Origin of the sequence: Pseudomonas sp. NFACC43 (assembly GCF_900119645.1) — a bacterium.
Classification (GTDB): Bacteria; Pseudomonadota; Gammaproteobacteria; order Pseudomonadales; family Pseudomonadaceae; genus Aquipseudomonas.
Window position 1 is genome coordinate 355,929 of sequence record NZ_FPKK01000002.1, and the last position, 25,511, is coordinate 381,439.

Sequence of the window (25,511 nt, forward strand, 5' to 3'; positions counted from 1 at the left end):
GCCATTATGATCCGACTTCAGAACCTGACTTTACAGCGTGGCCCGCAACGTCTGCTAGAAGACGCCGAGCTGACCCTGCACGCCGGCCACAAAGCCGGCCTTATCGGCGCCAACGGTGCCGGCAAATCCAGCCTGTTCGCCCTGCTGCGCGGTGAGTTGCATCCGGACTCCGGTGATTGCTCGCTGCCCGCCGACTGGCGTATCGCCCATATGCGCCAGGAGGTCGACACCCTCGAACGCCTGGCGGTGGACTATGTGCTCGACGGCGACGTGCGCCTTCGTCAGGTCCAGCGGGATCTGGCAGCCGCCGAAGCGGCTCACGACGGTGCCGCGCTGGCTCGCCTGCATTCGGAGCTCGACACCGCCGACGGCTATACCGCCGACGCCCGTGCGCGTAAATTGCTGGCAGGCCTGGGCTTCACCAATGAACAGATGGACCGCCAGGTCGGCGATTTCTCCGGTGGCTGGCGGATGCGCCTGAACCTGGCCCAGGCCTTGATGTGCCCCTCGGATCTTTTGCTGCTCGATGAGCCGACCAACCACCTGGACCTCGACGCCATCATCTGGCTCGAAGACTGGCTCAAGAGTTATCCGGGCACGCTGCTGCTGATTTCCCACGACCGTGATTTCCTCGATGCCGTGGTGGATCACGTGGCCCATGTCGACCAGCGCAAGCTTGTGCTGTATCGCGGCGGCTACACCGCTTTCGAGCGCGCCCGTGCCGAGCGCCTGGCCCAGCAACAGCAGGCCTACGAGAAACAACAGGCGCAACGTGCGCACATGGAAAGCTACATCGCACGCTTCAAGGCACAGGCCACCAAGGCCCGGCAGGCCCAGAGCCGGATCAAGGCACTGGAGCGGATGGAAGAGCTGTCCGCGGCCCACGTCGATTCGCCGTTCGACTTCGTCTTTCGCGAGTCGACCAAGATTTCCAGCCCACTGATCGACCTGTCGGATGCTCGACTGGGTTACGGCGACAAGACCGTGCTGGAGAAGGTCAGGCTGCAGTTGACCCCCGGTGCGCGCATCGGCCTGCTGGGCCCCAACGGTGCCGGTAAATCGACCCTGATCAAGAACCTCTCCGGTGAGCTCGAGCCCCTGGCCGGACGCCTGACCCGTGGCGAGAACACCGTGGTGGGCTACTTCGCCCAGCATCAGTTGGATTCCCTCGACGCCAAGGCCAGCCCGTTGCTGCATTTGCAGCGTCTGGCGCCGACCGAGCGCGAGCAGACGTTGCGCGACTTCCTCGGCGGCTTCGACTTCCGCGGTGCTCGCATCGACGAACCGGTACTCAATTTCTCCGGTGGCGAAAAGGCCCGCCTGGCATTGGCCTTGATCGCCTGGGGACGGCCGAACCTGCTGTTGCTCGACGAACCGACCAACCACCTGGACCTGGAGATGCGCCTGGCCCTGACCATGGCGTTGCAGGAATTCAGCGGGGCTGTGCTGGTGGTGTCCCACGATCGGCATCTGCTCAAGAGCACCACGGACAATTTCTTCCTGGTGGCCGACGGCAAGGTCGAGGAGTTCGACGGCGACCTGGAAGACTACGCGCGCTGGCTGGTGGAATACCGCCAGCGCAACGCGCCGGTCAGCACCACGCCGGTGAACCCGGACAAGACTGACAAGAAAGCTCAGCGCCAGGCCGCGGCGGCGCTGCGTCAACAGTTGGCGCCCCATAAGCGCGAGGCCGATAAGCTGGAGGCCGAGCTGGGCAAGGTGCACGAAAAACTGCAGAAGATCGAAACCAGCCTGGGCGACAGTGGTCTCTACGAAGCGGCGCGCAAGGATGAGTTGCGCGATCTGTTGGCCGAACAGGCCCGGTTGAAGATTCGTGAAGCGGAACTTGAGGAGGCGTGGATGCAAGCCCTGGAGTTGCTGGAAACCCTGCAGGCGGAGCTGGAGGCACTGTCCTGATGGAAGCGTTGACCGTGCCCATCCCCGTGATGTGGATCGAGCCGATCTGGCTCGGTGTACAGGTGCTGCTGATCCTGCTGGCCGGCTACATCGCACAGCGTTTCGTGGCGCGAGCCCTCACCGGCCTTGGCGAGCGCTACCCCATTCCGCCGCAACTGGTGATCATCCTGCGCGGCGTGCTGCGCTGGTTGATCATGGGCAGCGCGATGCTCGTGGTGCTCGAACGCCTGGGTGTCTCCGCCACGGTGCTGTGGACAGCGTTGTCGGGGTTTGTCGCCGTGGCGGCAGTGGCGTTCTTCGCCATCTGGAGCGTGCTGTCCAACCTGCTGTGCGCCGTCTTGATCTACACCGTCGGTCCGTTTCGCCTGGGGGATGTGGTCGAACTGGTGGAAGCCACCGACAAGCCCGGTATCAAGGGCCGGGTGGTGGCGATCAACCTGCTTTACACCACTCTGATCGAGCCCGAGGAGCTCGGCACCAGCAGTTCCATGATCCAGGTGCCGAACAGCCTGTTCTTCCAGCGCTCGGTCCGTCGCTGGCGCGGTAGCGAGGCGTTTCCGGTGGGTGGCCTGATCGAGTGACCCACCCCTGGCGGGGCGCCGGTCTTGAAAAATAACGGTGGTCAAGCGCGCGGCGGAGCATTAGCTTATTCGTTTCGACGAATCTTGGCCGAGGTGTGCAATGCTGCTGGAAACATGGCTGGCGTTTTTCGCCGCTTGCTGGGTGATCAGCCTGTCGCCGGGCGCCGGTGCCATCGCATCGATGTCCAGCGGCCTGCAATATGGTTTCTGGCGCGGTTACTGGAATGCCCTGGGCCTGCAACTGGGCCTGGCGCTGCAGATCGTGATCGTCGCCGCGGGTGTCGGCGCGATCCTCACCGCGTCGGCCACGGCGTTCTATGCCATCAAATGGTTTGGCGTCGCGTACCTGGTTTACCTGGGCGTCAAGCAGTGGCGCGCCATTCCTGGCGATATCAGTGACGATGCGGCCGTACGGCCTATCGGCAAACCCATGGCGCTGGTGTTCCGCGGTTTGCTGGTCAACATCAGCAACCCCAAGGCCCTGGTGTTCATGCTGGCGGTACTGCCGCAGTTCATCGACCCCCACGCACCCCTGGTCAAGCAGTACCTGATCCTGGGCGTGACCATGATCTGTGTCGACCTTGTCGTCATGGCCGGCTACACCGGGCTGGCGTCGAAGGTCTTGCGCCTGTTGCGTACGCCCAAGCAGCAACGGCGGATGAACCGGACCTTTGCCGGGTTGTTCATCGGCGCGGCGGGCTTGCTGGCGACGATTCGCAAGGCTGCGGTGTAAAGCGAACGAAACCTGTGGCGAGGGGATAAATACCCTCGCCACAGGGGATCGCTGAACCTTCAGCGCAGGATCACCGGCGCGCTATCCCGGGGCAGGTTATTGCGCTGCACCGGCTCGCCGGGTTGCTGGTAGCTCGGGCCACCGAGCTGTTCGCTCATCTGCCGCGCCACATCTTCGCCCAGCGCCTTGGACACCTCGCGCACGACCCGTGGGCGATTCAGGCTGATGCGCACGTCCCGGTGGTTCAACAGCTTGGTGTCCTGGCCTTCACCCATGGCGGTGAACGCCGAGGTGATCTCGAAGGTCCTGGTGTTGATCAGGCTGAAGTCGGCCACCAGGGTCAGGGCGAGCACCGCCGAGTAGCTGTCGGTGTTGGCCAGTTCGTTGACGTCGCGGGTGAAGTCGATGTCCGACACGGTGCCGAAGAGCACGTAGTCGGCGCCCTTGAAATGGCCGGCCTTGATGCGCTTGATCACGTCATAGACATCGCCCTTGGACGACGCGGTGTAGGGCGTGCCCTGCACCAGCTGGAACATCCCGCTGCGCAGGATCTCACCCTTGATGTCGCCGGTGAATTTGCGCAGTTCGCCCTGCTCGATGTAGCTGCTGGTGGCTTCCATCTCGTCGTAGCTCGACGATGCGCTGGCGCTGTAGGCGCCCGCCTGGAAGTTGCTCTGGGCCGACACCGTGTGGATGTATTCCTCCACCCGCTCCTGGTACGCCAGGTCGGTGACGGCGACTTTCGGGGCCGCCTGCGCGCCGAACGCACAGGCCAGGGCCATGATGCCTATCCATGTGCGCATGGCTTAGCGCTCCGTGGTCTTGCGGATTTCTTTCTCGTCCATCCACTCGGCCAGACCGCTTTCGACGTCGATCAGTTGCAGGCTGAATTTGTAGAAGACGTCCTTGTAGTCGCTGCTGCGCTTGACGATGGAGCTGATGGAACCTTCGAGACGGTACTTGGCGGCGATCATGTTGCCGGTCTTGGCCACGGTGCTCTTCTTGTACAGGCCGCTCTGGTTCTGCAGCTTGAGCTGGTCGACCTGGCTGTCCATGGCGTTGTTGTCGCTGGCGAAACGCGCCGCGCCGGTCTTCATCAGCTGGGTCTTGATGCTGGTGGTGATTTCGCGGGTGTCGATGTACTCGCTGGTCTTGTTCTTCACGTCATAGACCTGGACCACAGGGCGACCCTGCAGGACTCCGGACTGGGCCAGGGAGCGGGTCATGGACTCGGCGATCATCTGCAGGTCGGTGGAGCCGAACTCGTTGGTCACGGTTTCCACGGCCTTGGTGTCACCGTAGGTGATGTTCTTGTTGCCCAGCACCGGGGAGTTATTGGCGCAACCGCTGACCAGCAGGGCGGCGAGGGCGAGGGATGAAATGCGTACGAACATGTAGGGCTCTCGAAAGCTGAAAAAGGGATAACGCGTCACTCGGGCGTTTTTTGTGGGAGCGTCTTTAAGGGGTATTGATTTCCAACCGGAAATCCACGGCCTTTGGTGTCGGAGCGATGGCCGGCAGGAAGCTGGTCTGTTCGCCATAGAGCGTCAGGCTTTTCCAGGTTTCTTCCTCGGCGATAGGGAAACCCTCAGGTCCCAGCCAGGCGAAGCGGTAGTACATAGTCTTGTTGTTGTAGCTGGTATTGCTCAGTTGCACATTGACGGTCATGTAGCCGTTTTCCCGTGCCACGCGCATGGCGCCCACCACGATGTTCTTGGTTTTGCCCATGGCCACGACCTTGCTGGCAGCGCTGCCCGGTTCCGGTGGCGGCGGGGTGGCGCAACCGGCCAGCAAGGCCAGGGCGCCGACGGCGATCAGTTTTAAACGCATGTGAGCAAGACTCCGTTCTTAAGGTTGCTTGAGGCTGGCGATGGCGGTCGGGTTGGCGCTCGGGATCACCCGGGCGGCCAGGCCACCGGCGAAGACCTGATTGCCCACGGCCCGCAGGCTGACCACCTGGTAACGCTGGTCGACCATCACCTTGACCACCGAGCCGCCTGTGGCGTTGGGCAGGGTGACTTCGTGCTCGCCTTTCTTGAGGCGCAGGCGTACCACTTGGGTGTAGTCCGGCAGGGTGCGCCAGGTCCGGGTGTCTGCGCCTTCGAGCACGGCCGAGGTGAGGCCTACGGCCAGGCCGGCCAGTGGGTTGGTTTCGTTGATCTGTTTCTGCGCTACGCCACGGGTGATGGCGCGCACGGTGGTGCGCAGGATGATGCCCGGCATGTCATCGCGCAGGGCGCGGCGGGACATGGCGGTGGTGCTGTTGAGCTGGGTCAGGTCCAACTGGCGGCCATCGACGCCGATCTGGGCGAAGGTGGCGGTGGAGGTGTCGGGCTTGATCACCGGGAACGACAATGGCGTGATGACGACATTGCCGCTGATGGGCAGGGGCAGGGGGATGCGGATCGAATCACGGGACGGCGCCAGGCCGCTCTGCACCACGATCAGGACGTCGCTGTCATCGTTCTTTGCGGCAGGCTTGTCGAGGTTGAGCAGTGCCTGTTCCAGCAGCGGGGTATTGGGACGCAGCTCGGCGGCCTTGCGATAACCCGGTGCGGCCAGGTTTTTCTCGCCCAGGGCCTCATAGACGAAACCGGCCAGATAATGGCTGAATGCGCTCTGATAACTGTTCTTGAGGCCGACCACTTCCGGCGCGTCGAGGCTGGCCACCGGATAGCCCTGCAGGTCCTTGTACTCGGTCCTGACCCCTTGCTGCTCGGCCTCTTCTTCGCGCTTGAGGTACTGCTTGTCCCGCAGGTCGGCGATCACCGCTTCGCGTTCATGGGTTTTCTTGATCTGGGTCCGGGCGCCATCGAAGTCGTTCACGGCGAGCAGGTTCAGGGCCATCTGCGTGGTCAGCATGACCTTTTCGTAGTCATAACCCTCATAGCGCCGGACCTTGTCGTTGACCAGGAAGCTGCCGAACTGGGCGGCATACCTGGCGGTGTCCAGCTTGACCGCGTCTTCCCACTGGCCGACCTGCTGGTCCGCGCTGGTCCAGGCCGTCTGGCTGCCGGACAGATCGCCCTTGGCCCGCAGCAGCTCCCCTTTTTCGAAGTAGTACAGCAGGTCCTTGTCCTTGCTGTTGTTCTTTTCCAGCAGGGTCAGGGCCGCATCGACGTTGCCGGAGGCGAGCTGTTGGTTGGTCTGGGCCAGTTCGCTGTCGTAATTACGGAAAACCGAACAGCCGGACAGCAAGGTGATCGCACCGAGAGCGACCGAGAAAACGGCACGGGAGGCCATGAACATTCTTCCCTGAGGTATCAGCCAGGTGTGCGGGTCGGGCTGGGGCGATCCACGGACATGCGTCGGAACGCTGTCGGTTCCTCGCATTCGGAGGAGCTTTTTTTTGCCTCGGACATCGAGAAGGCGGCGGGATTATAAACATGGCGGTTGGCTATGTAATGGCTTTTCAATTCCTAAATGCCATTTTTGTGACATCACTTCCAAAGCATGAAGATCCGATGAAAAAGCACCTGCGGAGCATCTCGGCGCTTGAGTCGAAGGCTATGGACGTGAACAATGTGTTACTTCTTATTTCCAACTGAGAATTGTTGATGATTGCCCCGCTTCGTTTTCTGGGCTGGCTTGCGCTACCGTTGCTGGCCCTGTGTAGCCCCCATTTGCTGGCCGATACCCTTGAAGGCGCCCCACAGGCGCTGCATCTGCTGGATTACATCGGTGCGGATTACCCGGCGACGGTGGAGGCGGGGAAGGTCATCGACGAGTCCGAATACCGTGAACAACTGGAATTCATCCAGGTGCTGGAGGGGCTGGTCGTTGCGCTGCCGGCCAAGCCGGAAAAGGCCGAGCTGACACAGGGCATCGGCGCCCTGCGTAACGCGATCAGCCAACGCCAGGATGGCACCGAGGTGGCCCGAATGGCCCGCCAGATGGGGGCCCGGCTGGCGGTGGCCTATGAGGTCAGCCAAGCCCCGGTCATCACCCCGGACCCTGCTCGCGGGGCACCGCTGTACGCTCAGAACTGCTCGGTTTGCCATGGCGACAGCGGCGCTGGCGATGGCCCTGCCGGTGTCGGCCTGGAGCCGCCGCCCGCCAACCTGCGCGACAGCAAACGACTGGACAACCTGAGCCTCTATGCCATCTACAGCACCCTCGGCCTGGGCGTCGAAGGCACCGACATGCCGGCATTCGCCGACCAGCTCGACGACCGTCAGCGCTGGGACCTGGCGACCTACATCGCCAGCTTCAGTGCCGATCCGGCCGCCGCGAAGGGCGAGCAGACCTTCAATCTCGCCGACCTGGCTCGCCAGACGCCGGCCGAAGTCCTGGCGACGCAAGGCCTGGCCGCTGCGGCCACCTTCCGAGCCCAGCGTGCCCAGCCGCCCCAGGTCCAGCGCGGCCCGGCGCAATTGCTCGATTACACTGCCGCCACCCTGGATAAAAGCATCGCGGCGTACCGTGCCGGTGAGCATGACCAGGCCTACGACCTGTCGGTAGCCGCCTATCTGGAAGGTTTCGAGCTGGTGGAGAGCTCGCTGGATAACGTGGATGCAAACGTGCGCAAGGATACGGAAAAAGCCTTGATGGCCTACCGTCAGTCCTTGCAGGACGGCCTGCCGGTGGAGCAGGCCGAGCAGCGCCTGGCGGCGGCGAAGGCCAAGCTGGAGGAATCCGCGGGCTTGCTGGGCGGCGATGGCCTGAGCTGGTCGCTGAGCTACATTTCCGGCCTGCTGATCCTGTTGCGCGAGGGGTTGGAAGCGATCCTGGTGCTGGCGGCGATCCTGGCGTTCCTGCGCAATACCGGCCAGCAATCGGCGGTTCGCAGCGTCAACGTCGGTTGGGGGCTGGCGCTGCTGGCCGGCCTGGCGACCTGGGGCCTGGCTGCCTATGTGATCGACGTCAGCGGCGCCCAGCGTGAGCTGCTCGAGGGCGCAACGGCCCTGTTCGCCAGCGTGATGGTGCTGTGGCTGGGTGTGTGGATGCACGACCGGCGTCACGCCGCGGCCTGGCAGGACTACATCAAGAGCAGCCTGGTCGGCGGTGGTGGCCGTTTCGGCTTTGCCATCCTGGCGTTTTTCTCGGTTTATCGCGAGCTGTTCGAAGTGATCCTGTTCTACGAGACCCTGTGGCTGCAGGCTGGCCCTGCCGGGCATGACGCCGTGCTGGCGGGTGGCGCGACGGCTCTGGTACTACTGGTGGGGCTGGCCTGGGTGATCCTGCGCGGTTCGGCGCGCTTGCCGCTGGCGCTGTTCTTCAGCATCAACGCGGCGTTGCTGTGCGCCTTGTCGGTGGTGTTCGCCGGCCATGGCGTGAAGGCCCTGCAGGAGGCCGGCATCTTCGGAACTCGTCCGGTGGCGTTCTTTGACTTCGACTGGCTGGGCATTCACGCCGATGCCTATTCGTTGGCGGCCCAGGTGATCGCGATCGTGGCGATTGTCGTGTTGTATGGACGCAGTTGGGTGGCGGAGAAGCGGCGGGTTCAGGCGTCCTGACGGACTGCCCGTTCGGTTCGCTGCGGGAGCGAGTCGGCTCGCCCCCGCGGCGGTTTCAGATGTCGTTCTCGTGGGTCAGTTCCAGCACACGGTCCACCAGTTTATTGATGCCTGAGGCCGCTTCGCTGATGTTCTGCGCCAGCATGTAGGCCGGGGTACTCACCAGTTTGCGCGCAGTGTCTTCGACGATGTCGGTGACGGCGCAGTCTTCGTGGGAGCCCCCCATCTTGGTCACCGCCGCCGCTGTGTCGACATCCGTGCCGATGGTGCAGGTTACGCCGGGGCCGTAGATCTTCGCGGCCAGCGCCGGGGAAATGCAGATCAGTCCTACCGGCTTGCCGGCCTCGGCGAAGGCTTCGGTCAGCTCCAGGACTTGCGGTTGCACCGTGCAACCGGCCCCTTCGACGGCAAAGTTGGACAGGTTTTTCGCCGAGCCGAAGCCCCCGGGAATAATCAGGGCATCGAAGTCCTCGACCTTGGCTTCGCGCAGGTCCTTCACGTTGCCCCGGGCGATCCGGGCCGACTCCACCAGCACGTTGCGGCTTTCGGGCATTTCCTCGCCGGTCAGGTGATTGATCACATGCAACTGGGCGATATTGGGGGCGAAGCACTGCACTTGCGCGCCGCGCTGATCAAGGCGCAGCAAGGTGATCACGCTTTCGTGGATCTCGGCGCCGTCGTACACGCCACAGCCGGAAAGGATCACTGCAACTTTTTTGCTCATGGGCTTTTCTCCAGATTCATGGCGTTAAATGTCCACTAATTTGTCACTCGTTGCCATAGGGTTCTCGGGCGGCTACACCTAATCTGCCGACTATCTCCTTGCCTCGCGTGCCCGGGTCGCGTCATGAATTTCATTCTGTATGCCGTGCCGTTCTTCTTCGTCCTGATAGCCGTCGAGCTGCTGGCCGACCGTTGGCGTGGCGTGAGCCACTACCGGGTCGCCGACGCGATCAACAGCCTGAGCACCGGCGTGCTGTCCACCACTACCGGTCTGCTGACCAAGGGCGTGGGATTGGTGACCTATGCCTTCGCCCTGGAGCACCTGGCCATTGTGCGGTTGCCTGCCGACCAGACCTGGGTCTGGGTGCTGGCCTTCGTGTTCTACGATTTCTGCTACTACTGGCTGCACCGCATGGGGCATGAACGCAATATCCTCTGGGCCGCTCATTCTGTGCATCACCAGAGCGAGGACTACAACCTCTCCACCGCCTTGCGCCAGACCAGCACGGGCTTTGCGTTGAGTTGGATTTTCTACTTGCCGCTGGCGGTGCTGGGCGTGCCGCTGGTGGTGTTCGTCAGCGTCGCGGCGTTGAATCTGCTGTATCAGTTCTGGGTTCATACCCAGCACATTCCCAAGCTCGGCTGGCTGGAGTGGTGCTTCGTTACGCCGTCCAATCATCGTGCCCACCATGCGCAGAACCTTCTCTATATGGATCGCAACTACGGAGGGGTGTTCATTATTTGGGACCGTCTGTTCGGCACCTTCCAGGAAGAAGACGATAACGAGCCGGTGATCTTTGGCGTGACCACGCCGCTGGCGAGCTGGAATCCGCTGTGGGCCAACCTGCAGTTCTACGCACAATTGTGGACGGATGCCCGGCGGGCAGAGCATGGGTGGGACAAGCTGCGCATCTGGTTCATGCCCACAGGCTGGAGGCCGGCGGACGTCGCGGCCAGGTACCCGCTGAACAAGCCGGACCTGAGCCGTTTCCGCAAGTTCGACGTACCGCTGGACAGGCGCCAGCAGTGGTATGTGGCGCTGCAGTTCTGTGTCTACATAGCGCTGGGCAGTTATCTGATGAACCTGGAGAACAGCCTGCCGGTCGCCGCCCTGGTGCTGGGCTGGGGGACGGTTGCGTTCGGGATCTTCGTGTTGGGCGTGGCCCTGGAGGATCGGCCGTGGGCGCGGCGGCTGGAACTGTTGCGCCTGGCTTCGAACCTGCCCCTGGTGTGGCTGGCGCCCTTGGTCGGATTATGGCCAGCCAGCCCGGTGGCTTGGGTCGGCTTGCTCTGCTACAGCCTGCTCAGCTGCATCGGCCTTTACTGCTGCCGCCATCGCCTCACTCGTTGGGCGTCGTAGGTTCGCCTGGCCTGGCTTGCTCCAGCCGCTCGGCTTCGAGGGTCTTGCGAGCCAGGCGTGCATTCTTGATACGGCGTCGCAACCACAGGCACAGGCCCAGCACCAGCAGTGCGCCAAGTACCCACAGTTCATATTTCTTGATGCTGCCCAGCATGCCTTCGAGGACCGCGCCGAAGTGATAAGCGGCGGCGGCCAGCGCCGTGGCCCAGATGGCTGCGCCAATGCCGTTGAGCAAGAGGTAGCGGCCCGGCGGATAGCCCGAGAGGCCGATGGCCACCGGCATGACCGTACGCAGCCCGTAGACGAAGCGGAAGCTCAGGACCCAGATGTCCGGATGCCGACGAATGTGCTCCAGGGCACGATCACCCATCAATTGCCAGCGGGGCTTGCGCGCCAATAGCTTGCGACCATGCTTGCGACCCAGGAAGTACCATAGCTGGTCGCCCGCGTAGCTGCCGCAGAACGCCACGACGACCACCAGGTTGATGTCCATGTAGCCACGGAACGCCAGGAAGCCTGCGAGCACCAGGATGGTTTCACCTTCGAAGAACGTGCCGATGAACAGGGCCAGGTAGCCGAAGTCATTGAGAAATTGTTGGAGCATTGTCTGGGTGCTGGCGAAATGAACGCGCAGCCTAACCCTTCAGACACATTCAGGAAAGTATCGAAATGTGTCTCGACGTGAACAATTCCTACAACGACAATAACTGCGACGACAGGTCACAGTTGCGCAAGTGCTGCTCCTGGGTCGCAATGTTCCTGCTGAGGCGATTGGATCCGGTTGCCAGGCAAGGTGCTGCGCCCGGTCATGGTCCGCCATGACGGGAGACGGCGACCGGCCTGCCCGTAAAGCCGCCGCAGCAGCCCTGTGGTTCAAATGCAACACTTCTGTAATGTGTTCGTCATAATGACCGCTTATAACTGTCACGCTCGCCCGTCTGCGCGGGCTCAGGAGTCTGCCGTGAGCTTTACCCCCGCCAACCGTCTGTTCCCTGCCACCCGCCTGCGTCGCAATCGCCGTGATGAATTCTCTCGTCGGTTGGTGCGTGAAAACGTTCTGACCACCAACGACCTGATCCTGCCGGTGTTCGTACTGGATGGGGAGAACCGCCGTGAGGAAGTGGCATCGATGCCCGGCGTGGAACGCCTGACCATCGACCTGCTGCTGGAAGAGGCCGCCAACTGGGTGGAGCTGGGCATTCCAGCGCTGGCGTTGTTTCCGGTGACGCCACCGGGGCTCAAGTCCCTGGATGCCGCCGAAGCCTGGAACCCGGAGGGTATCGCCCAGCGCGCGACCCGTGCCTTGCGCGAGCGTTTCCCTGAACTGGGGGTGATCACCGACGTGGCGCTGGACCCGTTCACCACCCACGGGCAGGACGGCATCCTCGATGAAGACGGTTACGTGCAGAACGATATCACCGTCGATGCGCTGGTCAGGCAGGCGCTGTCCCACGCCGAGGCGGGTGCCCAGGTGGTGGCGCCGTCTGACATGATGGACGGTCGCATCCAGGCGATCCGCGAAGCCCTCGAGGTGGCCGGTCACGTCAACGTGCGCATCATGGCCTATTCGGCCAAGTACGCCAGCGCCTATTACGGCCCGTTCCGCGATGCGGTCGGCTCGGCCCTGAACCTGGGCAAGGCGAACAAGGCCTCCTACCAGATGGACCCGGCCAACAGCCAGGAAGCCCTGCACGAAGTGGCCGCCGACCTGTCGGAAGGGGCCGACATGGTCATGGTCAAGCCAGGCATGCCTTACCTCGACATTCTTTGCCGGGTGAAAGACGAATTCAAAGTCCCGACCTTTGTCTACCAGGTCAGCGGCGAATACGCCATGCACATGGCCGCCATCCAGAACGGCTGGCTGAGTGAAGGGGTGATCCTCGAATCATTGACCGCTTTCAAGCGCGCAGGGGCTGATGGCATCCTGACTTACTTCGCCGTGCGCGCCGCCCAATTGCTACGAGAGCAGAAATAGCCTCCCAGGAACTTGCGATGAATACCGAAGGACTCACTGAAGTTGCCGTAAAAGACGCTCAACCCGTGGTCGAGCAGGTCGCCGAAACGCCGCCGGAGCTGGACCCCGTTCCTGCGGTCGCCGCCGAGCCGGCTCCGACCCCGGCCCCGGCGATTGCGATCCCCAACCTGGATGACAGCAGCCTGTACATCCATCGTGAGCTGTCGCAACTGCAGTTCAACATCCGCGTGCTGGAACAGGCGCTGGACGAGTCCTATCCCTTGCTGGAGCGGCTGAAATTCCTGCTGATCTTCTCCAGCAACCTGGACGAGTTCTTCGAAATCCGCGTGGCCGGCCTGAAGAAGCAGATCACTTTCGCCCGCGAGCAGGCCGGCGCTGACGGCCTGCAACCGCATCAGGCCCTGGCGCGCATCAGCGAGCTGGTCCACGGTCATGTCGACCGCCAGTACGCGATCCTCAACGACATCCTGTTGCCGGAGCTTGAAAAGCATCAGGTCCGCTTCATTCGTCGTCGCTACTGGACCACCAAACTCAAGACCTGGGTGCGCCGTTATTTCCGCGATGAGATCGCCCCGATCATCACGCCGATCGGCCTCGACCCGACGCACCCGTTCCCGTTGCTGGTCAACAAGAGCCTGAACTTCATCGTCGAGCTGGAGGGCATCGACGCCTTCGGTCGCGATTCCGGCCTGGCGATCATTCCCGCGCCGCGCCTGCTGCCGCGCATCATCCGCGTGCCGGAAGATGTCGGTGGTCCCGGCGACAATTATGTATTCCTGTCCTCGATGATCCATGCTCACGCCGATGACCTGTTCCAGGGCATGAAGGTCAAGGGCTGCTACCAGTTCCGCCTGACGCGTAACGCGGACCTGTCGGTGGACACCGAGGACGTCGAAGACCTGGCGCGCGCCCTGCGTGGCGAGTTGTTCTCCCGCCGCTATGGCGATGCCGTCCGCCTGGAAGTGGCCGACACCTGCCCCAAGCACCTGTCCGACTACCTGCTCAAACAGTTCAACCTGCACGAGACCGAGCTGTATCAGGTCAATGGCCCGGTCAACCTGACCCGGCTGTTCAGCATTACCGGCCTGGACAGTCATCCGGAGCTGCAGTACTCGCCCTTCACACCGCAGATTCCGAAGCTGTTGCAAAACAGCGAGAACATTTTCAGCGTGATCAGCAAGCAGGACATCCTGCTGCTGCACCCGTTCGAGTCGTTTACACCCGTGGTCGACCTGCTGCGCCAGGCCGCCAAGGACCCTCACGTCCTGGCGGTGCGCCAGACTCTGTACCGCAGCGGTGCCAACTCGGAAATCGTCGATGCCCTGGTGGATGCGGCGCGCAACGGCAAGGAAGTCACGGCGGTGATCGAATTGCGGGCGCGTTTCGATGAAGAGTCCAACCTGCAGCTGGCCAGCCGTCTGCAAGCGGCCGGTGCGGTGGTGATCTACGGCGTGGTGGGTTTCAAGACCCACGCCAAGATGATGCTTATCCTGCGCCGTGAGGCCGGTGAGATCGTGCGTTACGCCCACCTGGGTACCGGCAACTACCACGCGGCCAACGCCCGCCTGTATACCGACTACAGCCTGCTGACCTCCGACGATGCCTTGTGCGAAGACGTGGGCAAGCTGTTCAGCCAGTTGATCGGCATGGGCAAGACCCTGCGCATGAAGAAGCTGCTGCATGCGCCGTTCACCCTGAAGAAGGGCATGCTCGACATGATCGCCCGGGAGACCCAGTTCGCCCTGGACGGCAAGCCGGCGCATATCATCGCCAAGTTCAACTCGCTGACCGATCCGAAAATCATCCGTGCGCTGTACAAGGCCAGCCAGTCAGGCGTGCGCATCGACCTGGTGGTGCGTGGCATGTGCTGCCTGCGACCGGGTATTCCGGGGGTTTCCCATAACATCCATGTGCGTTCGATCATCGGCCGCTTCCTGGAACACACGCGGGTGTTCTACTTCCTCAACGGCGGCGAGGAACAGATGTTCCTGTCCAGCGCCGACTGGATGGAGCGCAACCTCGACAAGCGCGTCGAGACCTGCTTCCCGGTGGAAGGCAAGAAACTGATCCTGCGAGTGAAGAAAGAGCTGGAAAGCTATCTCACCGACAATACCCACAGCTGGATCCTGCAATCGGATGGCCGGTACATCCGCAACACGCCGACCGGCAACCAGAACCCGCGCAGCGCCCAGGCGACATTGCTGGAGCGCTTGAGCAGCCCGGTGCTGGCGGTTCGTTAAGGTTGGGGTGATGCGGTTCTGATGGTTAAAGGGTATCTGTGGCGAAGGATTCAGCGAAACGTCGCCCCACCCCGCTGGGCTGCGAAGCAGCCCTGAAACCTGCCAGCCCGTTGTGTCAGGTTGATTACCTTCCAACTCTCTGGGGCCGCTTCGCGGCCCGGCGGGGCGGTGCGACGTTTCGCTAAATCCCCTCGCCACAATGGATCTGTGTTGTGGCGGGGCTCAGTGAATGTTCAGCACGATCCCGACCCGGGTCAGCCACTCGGCTTCCTGGGCGAAGTCGGCCTGGGTCAGTTGGTTTTCTTCCAGCCAGCCGTCGGGGAACATCACATCCAGTTGATCGCCATCGGCGCGCAGGGCGACCTGGGGCATTTCCTGGGTGCCGCGGATGTGGTGGAACAGGATCGCGAAACGCAACAGCACGCACAGGCGAATCAGCTTGATGCCGTCGTCGCCGAATTCGGCGAACTTGTCCTTGGGGATATTTCGCCGATGGCCGCGCACCAGCAGGGCGAGCATCTGCTGGTCTTCCCGGGAGAAGCCCGACAGGTCGGAATGCTCGATCAGGTAGGCGCCGTGCTTGTGGTAATGGTAATGCGCGATGTCCAGCCCCACTTCGTGGACCTTGGCGGCCCAGCTGAGCAGCTCGCGCCAGATGCCATCGCCCAGGTTCCAGTCGTCGGCCACCTGGTCGAAGGCGTGCAGTGCCTTGCGCTCGACCCGCACGGCCTGTTCCTGATCGACGTGGTAACGCTCCATGAGCGAGCCCAGGGTGCGCTCGCGGACGTCCTCGTGATGGTGGCGGCCCAGCAGGTCATAGAGCACGCCTTCGCGCAGGGCACCTTCACAGTGGTCCATGCGCTGCAATTCGAGGGCATCGAAGATCGCTTCGAGAATCGCCAGGCCTGCCGGGAAGATCGCTCGGCGGTCGGGCTTGATGCCCTCGAAGTCGATCTTGTCCGACTCGCCCAGCTTGAACAGCCTGCGCTTGAGCCAGGCCAGGCCCTCGGCGTTCACTTCACCGTTGCCATGGCCGCCGGCCTTGAGCGCCAGGCCGATGGCGCGGATGGTGCCCGAGGAGCCGATGGCTTCGTCCCAGGTCAGGCGGTGCAGGGCGTGTTCGATGCTCATGATTTCCAGGCGCGCCGCCGTGTAGGCCTGGGCGTAGCGGGCCGGGGTGATCTTGCCGTCACGGAAATAACGCTGGGTGTAGCTGACGCACCCCATCTGCAGGCTTTCGCGCAGCAGCGGCTCGAAGCGTTGGCCGATGATGAATTCGGTACTGCCGCCGCCAATGTCCGCCACCAGTCGCTTGCCAGGGGTGTCGGCCAGGGTATGGGACACGCCGAGGTAGATCAGGCGGGCTTCTTCACGCCCGGAAATGACTTCCACCGGATGGCCGAGGATCTCTTCGGCACGGCGGATGAACTCGCCGCGATTGCGCGCCTCGCGCAGGGCGTTGGTGCCCACGATCCGCACCGCGCCCAAGGGCATGCCGTTGATCAGTTGGGCAAACCGCTTGAGGCAATCGAGCCCGCGCTGGATGGATTCTTCGCTCAGCTTGCGTTCTTCGTCGATGCCGGCGGCCAGCTGGACCTTCTCGCCGAGCCGCTCAAGAATGCGGATTTCCCCGTTCTGGGCCTTGGCGACGACCATGTGGAAGCTGTTGGAGCCCAGGTCTATGGCGGCGATCAGGGACAGATTCTTGGCTTGGGATGGCGGCATGGTCAAAAGGTCTCGGTCGATAACCTTGCCATCCTGCCACGATCGCTCGCTTACGCCAACGCAAAGGCGACCGCTTCGCGGTCCATCGCGAGCCGGCTCGCTCCCACACCTGTTTTGTCTCGCCTGCGCAATAGCCGGCAACCGCGAACCTGTGGGAGCTAGCCTGCTCGCGATGAGGCCAGAGCCGGCAGCGCAAATCTCAGGCCACAGGCTCGGCCGTCCCGATGAAATTGGCCAGCTCCGGTGTCTGCGGATTGGCGAACAGCACCTTGGGATCTCCCACCTCGTGCACCTTGCCCTGATGCATGAACACCAGCTTGTCCCCCACCTCGCGGGCGAAACGCATTTCGTGGGTGACCATGATCAGGGTCATGCCTTCCTTGGCCAGTTGCCGGACCACGCTGAGCACTTCGTTGACCAGTTCCGGGTCCAGGGCCGAGGTGATCTCGTCGCACAGCAACACCTTGGGAGACATCGCCAGGGCGCGGGCGATCGCGACCCGTTGCTGCTGGCCGCCGGAGAGGCGCTCAGGGAAGGCGTCGAATTTCTCGGCGAGCCCGACCCGATCCAGCATCTGCCGAGCCAGTTCGGTGGCCTTGGCCTTGGAGACTTTCTGTACCACCTGTGGGGCGAGCATCACGTTTTCGCCAACGGTCAGGTGCGGAAAAAGGTTGAACTGCTGGAACACCATCCCGACTTTCTGGCGCAGGCTGCGCAGGTCGGCACGGGCCGAGTCCAGGTACTCGCCGTCCACTTCGATGACGCCGTCGTTGATCGATTCCAGGCCATTGAGGGTGCGCAGCAAGGTGGATTTGCCCGAGCCACTGCGGCCGATGATCGCCACCACCTGGCCTTCCTCGACGCTCAGGTCGATGCCTTTGAGCACGTGATGATCGCCGTAGTATTTATGCAGGGCGGTAATTCTAAGCAGAGGCATGCAGTCTCCTTTCCAGGTAGCGCGCGCTGAGGGACAAGGGGTAGCAGAGCAGGAAGTATCCGAGAGCCACCAGGCCATACACCATGAAGGGCTCGAACGTGGCGTTGGCGAGCATGCCGCCGGTCTTGGTCAGTTCGGTGAAGCCAATGATCGAGGTGACCGCCGTGCCCTTGATCACTTGCACCGAGAAACCCACGGTCGGCGCCACGGCGATGCGCAGGGCCTGGGGCAGGATCACGTAGCGCAACTGCTCCAGCCGGTTCAGTGCCAGGCTCGAGGACGCTTCCCATTGACCGTTGGGGATGGCCTCGACACAGCCGCGCCAGATCTCTGCCAGATAAGCACTGGTGAACAGCGTCAGGGCAATGGCCGCGGCCATCCAGGGAGAAATCTCCACCCCGGCCAGGGCTACGCCGAAGAACACCAGGAACAGCTGCATCAGCAGCGGGGTGCCCTGGAACAACTCGATGTAGATGCGGGCGATGTTGAGGGGCAGGGCGTTTTTGGAGATGCGCAGCACCATCACCAGCAAGCCGATCACGCCGCCGCCGATAAACGCCACCAGCGACAGCGCCAGGGTCCATTGCAGGCCGGTGAGCAGGTTGCGCACCACGTCCCAGAAAGTGAAATCGCTCATGGGCGGCTCCCGGTGCTGCTTTTGTACAGGCAGCGGCGGCCCACCCAGTTGAGGAACTGGCGGATCAACAGCGCCATGCACAAGTAGATGAGCGTAGTCAGTGCATAGGTTTCGAACGCGCGGAAGTTGCGCGACTGAATGAAGTTGGCGGCAAAGCTCAACTCTTCGGTGGCGATCTGCGAACAGACCGCCGAGCCGAGCATCACGATGATGATCTGGCTGCTCAGGGCCGGCCAGACCTTGCCCAATGCTGGCAGCAGCACCACGTGGCGGAAGGCTTCGAAGCGGCTCATCGCCAGGGCTGCGGCCGCTTCCAGCTGGCCCCGCGGAATGGCCTGGATACCGGCGCGGATGATCTCGGTGGAGTAGGCGCCGAGGTTGATCACCATCGCCAGTACTGCCGCCTGCCATTCGGAAATCTGCAGGCCCAGGGACGGCAAGCCGAAGAAGATGAAAAACAACTGCACCAGGAACGGCGTGTTGCGGATCAATTCCACGTACACACCGAAGAACGCCGAGAATGGACGAATGTTCCAGGCCCGCACCACGGCCCCGACGATGCCCAGGCCAACCCCGAGCAGCGTGCCGATGGCCGTCAGTTCCAGGGTGAATAGCGCACCGCGCAGCAGCAGCTCGGTGTTTTGCACCACCGGCAGAAAATCGAACTGATAAGCCATGCTCAGCCTCTCAAGCGACGATCAGAGATCGGCCGGCAGCGGCTGTTTGAGCCAGGTCTGGGAATTCTTCTCCAGGCTGCCGTCGGTCTTGGCGGTGGCCAGGATCTGGTTCACCTTGGCCAGCAGCGCGGGTTCGTTCTTGTTCACGCCGACATATACCGGCGAATCCTTGAGTTTCACTTTCAGCGCCGGGACACGCTTGGGATTGCGTTCGCTGATGGCGACCATCACCACGTTGCCGCTGGCGATCAGGTCCACCTGGCCGGCCAGGTAGGCGGCGATGGTGGAATTGTTGTCTTCGAAGCGTTTGATGGTGGTGCCTTCAGGCGCGACCTTGGACAGCTCGATGTCTTCGATGGCGCCACGGGTGACGCTGACGGTCTTGCCCTTGAGGTCTTCCAGGCCATTGATGGCGGCTTCGGGCGGGCCGAACACAGCCAGGTAGAACGGCGCGTAGGCGCTGGAGAAGTCGATGACCTTTTCCCGTTCCGGGTTCTTGCCCAGGCTGGAGATCACCAGGTCGACCTTGCCGGTGGTCAGGAAAGGAATGCGGTTGGTGCTGTTGACCGGCGTCAGTTCGAGCTTGACCTTGAGCTGGTCGGCCAGCAGTTGCGCCGTATCGATGTCCAGGCCGCGGGGCTTCATGTCCGGACCTACCGAGCCGAATGGCGGAAAGTCCTGGGGAACCGCGACTTTGAGGGTGCCGCGCTTGACCACGTCTTCCAGGCCATCAGCGTGGGCGGGCAGCTGACAGAGCATCAGGCTGGCAAACAGGGCAGTGAGCAGGGCGCTGCAACGCTGGATCATGGCGAGTCTCCGGAATCGATGAGGTGATTTCTGGGTTTCAACAGAGCACGGGCCGTGCCAAAGCGATTCATGAGGTGCCAAAGCCACGGTTTTACAGGCGGCGCGCGGTCTTACTGGTCTGAACAGTTGCGCCGGGTTTTGCACCGTTATCGAGCGTTGGTGTTGGCCGCCGAACCCCGGCGGGGCACGACTTGCCGGGCACGACGAATAGTTTTACAACTAGCCGCTCCTTGGCCCGGTTCGTCGAAAAAAAACATGAATTCCATCTCTCGCGCCGTTCCTGAAGTGGCGTTGCAAGCCATCCGCAAACTGATTGCCGAACAGGGCATCGGGCCGGGCGATGCGCTGCCGTCGCAGCGCGACCTGGCCATGCAGCTGGGAGTGAGCCGGGCGTCGCTGCGCGAGGCACTTTCATCACTGAGCGCCCTGGGCATGATCAGCGTGCAACCGGGCAAAGGGGTGTTCGTGCAATCGCTGGTGGAGGTTTCGCGCAACGAGTCGACGCCGGGCTGGCCGTTCGCGGCCCAGGCTTCGCCCATGGATATCTTCCAGTTGCGTTATGCACTGGAAGGCTTCGCGGCCGGGATAGCGGCGGTGACGCTGACCCCTGGCGAGCTCGATGTGCTGGAGGACAATGTGGAGGCCATGCGCCGCGAATTGAAGTCCGGGCATTTCGACGCGGCGGCGCGGCTGGATTTCGAGTTCCATCGACGAATCCTGCTGGCCAGCGGCAACCAGGCGATGCTGAGCATCCTTACCGCCAGCGCCGAGATCTTCCTGGAGAGCCAGAAGCTACCGTTCATCCGGGCCGAGCGGGCGATGGAAACCTGGCAGGAGCATCGCAAGATCCTGCGCGCCCTGGCCCGCCGTGCATCGGGCCCCGCGCAAAAAGCCATGCAGGAACATGTACGTAACGCTGCGCTGCGCACTGGAATCGCCTTTGTGGCACCCGCCGCTTCGTGAGCCGGGCGATACACGGTTGCATGCCTCGTCATAGCGAGACTCAATCAACTGCGGCTTCCTGAACCCGGGAAGGGCCGTTATGATGGGCCACGTTTTTTTGCTGATGACCCCGGAGATTTCCATGAGCAGCGATCTGATCAAACACGTTAGCGACGCTAGCTTCGAAGCTGATGTACTCAAGGCCGAAGGCGCAGTGCTGGTCGACTATTGGGCTGAGTGGTGCGGTCCGTGCAAGATGATCGCGCCGGTCCTGGACGAAATTGCCGAGACCTACAAGGACAAGCTGACCGTTGCCAAGCTGAACATCGATGAAAACCAGGAAACTCCGGCCAAGCACGGCGTGCGTGGTATCCCGACCCTGATGCTGTTCAAGAACGGCAACGTCGAGGCCACCAAGGTCGGCGCACTGTCGAAGTCGCAATTGGCGGCTTTCATCGACGCCAACCTCTAAGCGCTGAATGCCGTTGTAAAAGCCCCGCCAATCGCGGGGCTTTTTCGTTCCCCGGGGCTAGACGCTCGTAAATCCAGGTGTTACATTCGGCCCCGCACTGGTTTCTCCAGTGCCCCCTGCAAGCCGTCGCCGACGCTCTCCTTTCGAATAAGTACGCGATCCTGTCGCCTTCTCCGCGGCGCGGCCTCATTAAGCCAAAAGCTTAATTTCCCCTCCATAAATGATTACGTCATTCCTATATGAATCTGACTGAACTCAAGCAAAAGCCGATTACCGAACTGCTCGAATTGGCCGAACAGATGGGCATAGAAAATATGGCCCGTTCGCGCAAGCAGGACGTGATTTTCTCCCTGCTCAAGAAGCACGCGAAGAGCGGCGAGGAAATCTCCGGTGATGGCGTGCTGGAGATTCTCCAGGACGGCTTCGGCTTTCTCCGTTCCGCGGACGCTTCCTACCTTGCCGGCCCGGACGATATCTACGTCTCGCCGAGCCAGATCCGTCGCTTCAACTTGCGCACCGGCGACACCATCGTTGGCAAGATTCGCCCTCCCAAGGAAGGCGAGCGTTACTTCGCACTGCTCAAGGTCGACACGATCAACTTCGATCGTCCGGAAAACGCGAAGAACAAGATCCTGTTCGAAAACCTGACCCCGCTGTTCCCGACGGTGCGCATGAAGATGGAGGCCGGCAACGGCTCCACCGAAGACCTCACCGGTCGTGTCATCGACCTGTGCGCCCCTATCGGCAAGGGCCAGCGTGGCCTGATCGTGGCGCCGCCGAAAGCGGGCAAGACGATCATGCTGCAGAACATCGCGGCCAACATCGCCCGTAACAATCCTGAAGTTCATCTGATCGTGCTGCTGATCGACGAGCGTCCTGAAGAAGTGACCGAGATGCAGCGCACCGTGCGCGGCGAAGTGGTCGCCTCGACCTTCGACGAGCCGCCGACCCGCCACGTGCAGGTAGCCGAAATGGTGATCGAGAAGGCCAAGCGCCTGGTCGAACACAAGAAGGACGTGGTGATCCTGCTGGACTCCATCACCCGCCTGGCCCGTGCCTACAACACCGTGATCCCGAGCTCCGGCAAGGTGCTGACCGGTGGTGTCGATGCCCACGCCCTGGAAAAGCCCAAGCGCTTCTTCGGTGCCGCACGGAACATCGAGGAAGGCGGCTCGCTGACCATCATCGCCACCGCGCTGGTTGAAACCGGCTCGAAGATGGACGAAGTGATCTACGAGGAGTTCAAGGGTACCGGCAACATGGAGCTGCCCCTGGACCGTCGTATCGCCGAGAAGCGTGTCTTCCCGGCCATCAACATCAACCGTTCCGGCACCCGCCGCGAAGAGTTGCTGACGGCCGACGACGAGCTGCAGCGCATGTGGATCCTGCGCAAGCTGCTGCATCCGATGGATGAAGTGGCAGCGATCGAGTTCCTGGTGGACAAGCTGAAAACCACCAAGACCAACGATGAGTTCTTCCTGTCGATGAAACGCAAGTAAATCGGGCAGGACAGGCAGTAGAAGCCGGGGAAACCCGGCTTTTTGCTATCTGTGCATTCACTATTCCGAACGGGCGGCGTTAAACTCGGGCCCCCGAACGCCACGGCCACCATGAGGCTTTTGCATGCAGTATCGCGATCTGCGCGACTTTATCAGCGGTCTGGAACAGCGCGGTGAACTCAAGCGCATCCAGGTGCCGGTGTCTCCCGTGCTCGAAATGACCGAGGTCTGCGACCGCACCCTGCGAGCCAAAGGCCCGGCGCTGTTGTTCGAAAACCCGACGGGCTTTGACATCCCGGTCCTGGGCAACCTGTTCGGCACACCGGAGCGAGTGGCCCTGGGCATGGGGGCCGAGGCCGTCAGCGAGTTGCGGGAAATCGGCAAGCTGCTGGCGTTTCTCAAGGAGCCCGAGCCGCCGAAGGGGCTGAAGGATGCCTGGTCCAAGCTGCCGATCTTCCGCAAGATCATTTCCATGGCACCGAAAGTCGTCAAGGACGCGATCTGCCAGGAAGTTATGATCGAGGGCGACGATGTCGACCTGGCCATGCTGCCGGTGCAGACCTGTTGGCCGGGCGACGTGGGACCCTTGATCACCTGGGGCCTGACGGTTACCAAGGGGCCGAACAAGGAGCGCCAGAACCTGGGCATCTACCGCCAGCAGGTGATTGGTCGCAACAAGGTCATCATGCGCTGGCTGAGCCACCGCGGCGGTGCGCTGGACTATCGCGAGTGGTGCGAGAAACACCCCGGCCAGCCATTCCCGGTCTCGGTGGCCCTGGGGGCGGACCCGGCGACCATCCTCGGTGCTGTCACGCCCGTGCCGGACAGCCTCTCCGAATATGCCTTCGCCGGCCTGCTGCGGGGCAATCGTACCGAACTGGTGAAATGCCGCGGCAACGACCTGCAAGTCCCGGCCACCGCCGAGATCATCCTCGAAGGCGTGATCCACCCCGGTGAAATGGCGGACGAAGGACCATATGGCGATCACACCGGCTATTACAACGAAGTCGACAGCTTCCCGGTGTTCACCGTCGAGCGCATCACTCACCGGACCAAACCGATCTACCACAGCACCTACACGGGACGTCCACCGGATGAGCCGGCGATCCTCGGCGTGGCGCTGAACGAAGTGTTCGTGCCGATCCTGCAGAAGCAGTTTCCGGAAATCACCGATTTCTACCTGCCGCCGGAAGGTTGCTCGTATCGGATGGCCGTGGTGACCATGAAGAAGTCGTATCCAGGGCATGCCAAGCGGGTGATGCTGGGGGTATGGTCGTTTCTACGACAGTTCATGTACACCAAGTTCGTTATCGTCACTGACGACGATATCAATGCACGGGACTGGAGCGACGTGATCTGGGCCATCACCACGCGCATGGATCCCAAGCGCGATACGGTGATGATCGACAACACGCCCATCGACTACCTCGACTTCGCCTCGCCAGTGTCCGGCCTGGGGTCGAAGATGGGGCTCGATGCCACGCATAAATGGCCCGGTGAAACCACTCGTGAGTGGGGCCGGGTTATCGTCAAGGATGAAGCCGTTACCCAACGGATCGATGCCATCTGGAATCAGTTAGGAATAGATTGATGCGTGTAACCCTGCAGCCTTCCGGCGCGATACTTGAGATACAGCCCGCCGAGCGGATTCTCGATGGTGCGCGGCGCCTGGGCTATGAATGCCCGCAAAGCTGCCGCAACGGCAATTGCCATGTCTGTGGTGCGCTGCTGGTGGAAGGCCGCGTCCAGCAGGCTGGCGAAGTGCGCGATCACGGTGAGATTTTCACCTGCATCGCCGAGCCCCTGGAAGATTGCGTGGTGCTATGGGATGGGGTGCTGGCGCCGGGGGAGTTGCCGGTGCGCAACCTGGCCTGCCAGGTGGTCGAGTGCGTCGAGGTGGGCGGCGATGTCTGGCGGGTCAACCTGCGTGCGCCAGCGGGCAAGCCGCCGCGTTATCACGCCGGGCAATACCTGATGATCGAACGGGAGAACGGTGAGAAGTCGGCTTTCTCCCTGGCTTCGGCGCCGCATTCCGGACGAGACCTGCAACTGCACGTGCTGGTGCGTGAAAACAGTGCGCGAATGCTGCTTGAGCAGTTGCGTCGCAACCCCAGCGTGCGCGTCGAAATGCCGTTTGGCGACACTCACTTGTCCGAATTGCCGGAGGGTCCGCTGGTGCTGATTGCCGCCGGGACCGGCATGGCGCAGATGCACAGCCTGATCGAGCATTGCCGCGCAGCAGGTTTCAACCACCCGGTCCATCTGTACTGGGGCGTGCGCCGTCCGGAGGATTTCTACGAAATCGAGCATTGGGACGAGTGGAAGAAGCTTGCGAATCTGTTCCTGCACAAAGTCGTCAGCGACGTGTGTGGCTGGGAAGGACGCTGTGGGATGCTCCACGAAGCGGTGTGCCAGGACATTGACGATCTCTGCGGTGTGCATGTCTACGCCAGCGGTTCGCCGGCCATGATCTACGCCACTCTCGATGCACTGGTCGAAGCCGGAATGGACGCCCACCAAATGCGCGCCGATGTGTTCGCCTATGCGCCGCGGGCTTGAGTAGCACGCATTGATCCAGACCCAGGATCTGCTTTTGTGGTGAGGGGATTGATCCTGTTGCGAAGGGATTTATCCCCGTTGGGCTGCGCAGCAGCCCCCCTTACAAGACCCCCGCATTAAGCCGGCCTACCGGGTTGACTGCTTTCAGGAGCTGCTGCCTAGCCCGGCAGCCCCTCTCCAAAGATATATATCTGCACATATGCCCATTCGATATTTAGCTCATGAGCCAGATGCCGTTAAGGTATATGCCATCGCCCCATCATTCATGGCA

Annotated in this window: 23 protein-coding genes; 12 read left to right on the plus strand and 11 right to left on the minus strand. The window is 62.2% G+C overall.

Annotated features, from left to right (window positions below; all coding sequences use genetic code 11):
• Positions 1-6 precede the first annotated feature (6 nt).
• The 3 genes from BT179_RS05530 to rhtB all read left to right on the plus strand — a co-directional run bounded on the left by BT179_RS05530 (position 7) and on the right by rhtB (position 3,231).
• Positions 7-1,917, plus strand: coding sequence for an ATP-binding cassette domain-containing protein (locus tag BT179_RS05530; RefSeq protein ID WP_072390534.1), 1,911 nt, complete (start codon positions 7-9; stop codon positions 1,915-1,917).
• Complete coding sequence (locus tag BT179_RS05535; RefSeq protein WP_072430936.1) at positions 1,917-2,498, plus strand: mechanosensitive ion channel family protein; 582 nt, start codon at positions 1,917-1,919, stop codon at positions 2,496-2,498. The genes BT179_RS05530 and BT179_RS05535 overlap by 1 nt, the downstream gene beginning before the upstream one ends.
• Positions 2,499-2,598: 100 nt before the next feature.
• The gene (rhtB, locus tag BT179_RS05540) at positions 2,599-3,231 is read left to right on the plus strand and encodes a homoserine/homoserine lactone efflux protein (protein ID WP_072390528.1); all 633 of its coding nucleotides are present in this window, start codon (positions 2,599-2,601) and stop codon (positions 3,229-3,231) included.
• Positions 3,232-3,290: 59 nt separating this feature from the next.
• Here rhtB and BT179_RS05545 read toward each other — a convergent pair whose 3' ends face one another.
• From BT179_RS05545 to BT179_RS05560, 4 genes are all read right to left on the minus strand, one after another.
• Positions 3,291-4,034, minus strand: a complete 744-nt coding sequence (locus BT179_RS05545; RefSeq protein ID WP_053148498.1) for a hypothetical protein — start codon at positions 4,032-4,034, stop codon at positions 3,291-3,293.
• Positions 4,035-4,037: 3 nt separating this feature from the next.
• A complete protein-coding gene (gene lpoB, locus BT179_RS05550) occupies positions 4,038-4,625 on the minus strand; it encodes a penicillin-binding protein activator LpoB (RefSeq protein WP_072430935.1) in 588 nt (195 codons plus the stop codon).
• 64 nt (positions 4,626-4,689) lie between these two features.
• Positions 4,690-5,061, minus strand: coding sequence for a YcfL family putative periplasmic lipoprotein (locus BT179_RS05555; protein WP_003206754.1), 372 nt, complete (start codon positions 5,059-5,061; stop codon positions 4,690-4,692).
• Between the two features lie 18 nt (positions 5,062-5,079).
• Complete coding sequence (locus BT179_RS05560) at positions 5,080-6,474, minus strand: COG3014 family protein (protein WP_072390520.1); 1,395 nt, start codon at positions 6,472-6,474, stop codon at positions 5,080-5,082.
• A gap of 314 nt (positions 6,475-6,788) precedes the next feature.
• Here BT179_RS05560 and BT179_RS05565 point away from each other — a divergent pair, with 314 nt between their 5' ends.
• Positions 6,789-8,687, plus strand: coding sequence for a cytochrome c/FTR1 family iron permease (locus BT179_RS05565; protein WP_072430934.1), 1,899 nt, complete (start codon positions 6,789-6,791; stop codon positions 8,685-8,687).
• A 55-nt stretch (positions 8,688-8,742) separates the two neighbouring features.
• On the opposite strand, the gene elbB is transcribed toward BT179_RS05565, so the two are convergent.
• Positions 8,743-9,411 carry an isoprenoid biosynthesis glyoxalase ElbB gene (elbB, locus tag BT179_RS05570; RefSeq protein ID WP_072430933.1) on the minus strand — a complete coding sequence of 223 codons (669 nt, stop codon included), beginning with the start codon at positions 9,409-9,411 and terminating at the stop codon, positions 8,743-8,745.
• A 123-nt stretch (positions 9,412-9,534) separates the two neighbouring features.
• Between elbB and BT179_RS05575 the strand changes: the two genes are divergently transcribed.
• On the plus strand, positions 9,535-10,770 hold the full coding sequence (locus BT179_RS05575; RefSeq protein ID WP_072390511.1) for a sterol desaturase family protein: 1,236 nt from the start codon (positions 9,535-9,537) through the stop codon (positions 10,768-10,770).
• Here BT179_RS05575 and BT179_RS05580 read toward each other — a convergent pair.
• The gene (locus BT179_RS05580; protein WP_072390509.1) at positions 10,751-11,374 is read right to left on the minus strand and encodes a DedA family protein; all 624 of its coding nucleotides are present in this window, start codon (positions 11,372-11,374) and stop codon (positions 10,751-10,753) included. The two genes, BT179_RS05575 and BT179_RS05580, sit on opposite strands and share 20 nt — an antisense overlap.
• Positions 11,375-11,731: 357 nt before the next feature.
• On the opposite strand from BT179_RS05580, the gene hemB reads away from it, so the two are divergent.
• A complete protein-coding gene (hemB, locus tag BT179_RS05585; RefSeq protein ID WP_072390506.1) occupies positions 11,732-12,745 on the plus strand; it encodes a porphobilinogen synthase in 1,014 nt (337 codons plus the stop codon).
• A gap of 17 nt (positions 12,746-12,762) precedes the next feature.
• On the plus strand, positions 12,763-14,985 hold the full coding sequence (ppk1, locus tag BT179_RS05590) for a polyphosphate kinase 1 (RefSeq protein WP_072390503.1): 2,223 nt from the start codon (positions 12,763-12,765) through the stop codon (positions 14,983-14,985).
• 222 nt (positions 14,986-15,207) lie between these two features.
• Here ppk1 and ppx read toward each other — a convergent pair whose 3' ends face one another.
• The 5 genes from ppx to BT179_RS05615 form a co-directional block, all read right to left on the minus strand.
• A complete protein-coding gene (gene ppx, locus BT179_RS05595; RefSeq protein WP_072390500.1) occupies positions 15,208-16,710 on the minus strand; it encodes an exopolyphosphatase in 1,503 nt (500 codons plus the stop codon).
• A gap of 199 nt (positions 16,711-16,909) precedes the next feature.
• Positions 16,910-17,647: an amino acid ABC transporter ATP-binding protein gene (locus BT179_RS05600; RefSeq protein WP_072430932.1), complete on the minus strand. Its 738-nt coding sequence runs from the start codon at positions 17,645-17,647 to the stop codon at positions 16,910-16,912.
• Positions 17,634-18,284, minus strand: coding sequence for an amino acid ABC transporter permease (locus tag BT179_RS05605; RefSeq protein WP_072390494.1), 651 nt, complete (start codon positions 18,282-18,284; stop codon positions 17,634-17,636). The genes BT179_RS05600 and BT179_RS05605 overlap by 14 nt, the downstream gene beginning before the upstream one ends.
• Complete coding sequence (locus tag BT179_RS05610; protein WP_072430931.1) at positions 18,281-18,961, minus strand: amino acid ABC transporter permease; 681 nt, start codon at positions 18,959-18,961, stop codon at positions 18,281-18,283. Before BT179_RS05610 ends, BT179_RS05605 begins: the two co-directional genes overlap by 4 nt.
• 21 nt (positions 18,962-18,982) lie before the next feature.
• On the minus strand, positions 18,983-19,768 hold the full coding sequence (locus BT179_RS05615) for a transporter substrate-binding domain-containing protein (RefSeq protein WP_072430930.1): 786 nt from the start codon (positions 19,766-19,768) through the stop codon (positions 18,983-18,985).
• Positions 19,769-20,023: 255 nt separating this feature from the next.
• On the opposite strand from BT179_RS05615, the gene BT179_RS05620 reads away from it, so the two are divergent.
• From BT179_RS05620 to BT179_RS05640, 5 genes are all read left to right on the plus strand, one after another.
• Positions 20,024-20,731 carry a FadR/GntR family transcriptional regulator gene (locus BT179_RS05620; protein ID WP_072390485.1) on the plus strand — a complete coding sequence of 236 codons (708 nt, stop codon included), beginning with the start codon at positions 20,024-20,026 and terminating at the stop codon, positions 20,729-20,731.
• Between the two features lie 121 nt (positions 20,732-20,852).
• Positions 20,853-21,182, plus strand: a complete 330-nt coding sequence (trxA, locus tag BT179_RS05625; RefSeq protein ID WP_072390882.1) for a thioredoxin TrxA — start codon at positions 20,853-20,855, stop codon at positions 21,180-21,182.
• 239 nt (positions 21,183-21,421) lie between these two features.
• The gene (gene rho / locus BT179_RS05630; RefSeq protein WP_003206716.1) at positions 21,422-22,681 is read left to right on the plus strand and encodes a transcription termination factor Rho; all 1,260 of its coding nucleotides are present in this window, start codon (positions 21,422-21,424) and stop codon (positions 22,679-22,681) included.
• A gap of 124 nt (positions 22,682-22,805) precedes the next feature.
• Positions 22,806-24,272, plus strand: coding sequence for a 4-hydroxy-3-polyprenylbenzoate decarboxylase (ubiD, locus tag BT179_RS05635; RefSeq protein WP_072430929.1), 1,467 nt, complete (start codon positions 22,806-22,808; stop codon positions 24,270-24,272).
• Complete coding sequence (locus tag BT179_RS05640) at positions 24,272-25,240, plus strand: CDP-6-deoxy-delta-3,4-glucoseen reductase (protein WP_072390479.1); 969 nt, start codon at positions 24,272-24,274, stop codon at positions 25,238-25,240. The genes ubiD and BT179_RS05640 overlap by 1 nt, the downstream gene beginning before the upstream one ends.
• The last annotated feature ends 271 nt before the right edge of the window (positions 25,241-25,511 follow it).

Coding starts and splice junctions, on each gene's coding strand:
- BT179_RS05535 (WP_072430936.1), top strand. CDS start 1,917: ATGGAAGCGTTGACCGTGCCCATCCCCGTGATGTGGATCGAGCCGATC.
- lpoB (WP_072430935.1), bottom strand. CDS start 4,625: ATGTTCGTACGCATTTCATCCCTCGCCCTCGCCGCCCTGCTGGTCAGC.
- BT179_RS05555 (WP_003206754.1), bottom strand. CDS start 5,061: ATGCGTTTAAAACTGATCGCCGTCGGCGCCCTGGCCTTGCTGGCCGGT.
- rho (WP_003206716.1), top strand. CDS start 21,422: ATGAATCTGACTGAACTCAAGCAAAAGCCGATTACCGAACTGCTCGAA.
- trxA (WP_072390882.1), top strand. CDS start 20,853: ATGAGCAGCGATCTGATCAAACACGTTAGCGACGCTAGCTTCGAAGCT.
- BT179_RS05620 (WP_072390485.1), top strand. CDS start 20,024: ATGAATTCCATCTCTCGCGCCGTTCCTGAAGTGGCGTTGCAAGCCATC.
- ppx (WP_072390500.1), bottom strand. CDS start 16,710: ATGCCGCCATCCCAAGCCAAGAATCTGTCCCTGATCGCCGCCATAGAC.
- BT179_RS05545 (WP_053148498.1), bottom strand. CDS start 4,034: ATGCGCACATGGATAGGCATCATGGCCCTGGCCTGTGCGTTCGGCGCG.
- BT179_RS05615 (WP_072430930.1), bottom strand. CDS start 19,768: ATGATCCAGCGTTGCAGCGCCCTGCTCACTGCCCTGTTTGCCAGCCTG.
- BT179_RS05640 (WP_072390479.1), top strand. CDS start 24,272: ATGCGTGTAACCCTGCAGCCTTCCGGCGCGATACTTGAGATACAGCCC.
- BT179_RS05600 (WP_072430932.1), bottom strand. CDS start 17,647: ATGCCTCTGCTTAGAATTACCGCCCTGCATAAATACTACGGCGATCAT.
- ppk1 (WP_072390503.1), top strand. CDS start 12,763: ATGAATACCGAAGGACTCACTGAAGTTGCCGTAAAAGACGCTCAACCC.
- BT179_RS05575 (WP_072390511.1), top strand. CDS start 9,535: ATGAATTTCATTCTGTATGCCGTGCCGTTCTTCTTCGTCCTGATAGCC.
- BT179_RS05580 (WP_072390509.1), bottom strand. CDS start 11,374: ATGCTCCAACAATTTCTCAATGACTTCGGCTACCTGGCCCTGTTCATC.
- rhtB (WP_072390528.1), top strand. CDS start 2,599: ATGCTGCTGGAAACATGGCTGGCGTTTTTCGCCGCTTGCTGGGTGATC.
- BT179_RS05565 (WP_072430934.1), top strand. CDS start 6,789: ATGATTGCCCCGCTTCGTTTTCTGGGCTGGCTTGCGCTACCGTTGCTG.
- BT179_RS05560 (WP_072390520.1), bottom strand. CDS start 6,474: ATGGCCTCCCGTGCCGTTTTCTCGGTCGCTCTCGGTGCGATCACCTTG.
- BT179_RS05610 (WP_072430931.1), bottom strand. CDS start 18,961: ATGGCTTATCAGTTCGATTTTCTGCCGGTGGTGCAAAACACCGAGCTG.
- BT179_RS05605 (WP_072390494.1), bottom strand. CDS start 18,284: ATGAGCGATTTCACTTTCTGGGACGTGGTGCGCAACCTGCTCACCGGC.
- ubiD (WP_072430929.1), top strand. CDS start 22,806: ATGCAGTATCGCGATCTGCGCGACTTTATCAGCGGTCTGGAACAGCGC.
- elbB (WP_072430933.1), bottom strand. CDS start 9,411: ATGAGCAAAAAAGTTGCAGTGATCCTTTCCGGCTGTGGCGTGTACGAC.
- BT179_RS05530 (WP_072390534.1), top strand. CDS start 7: ATGATCCGACTTCAGAACCTGACTTTACAGCGTGGCCCGCAACGTCTG.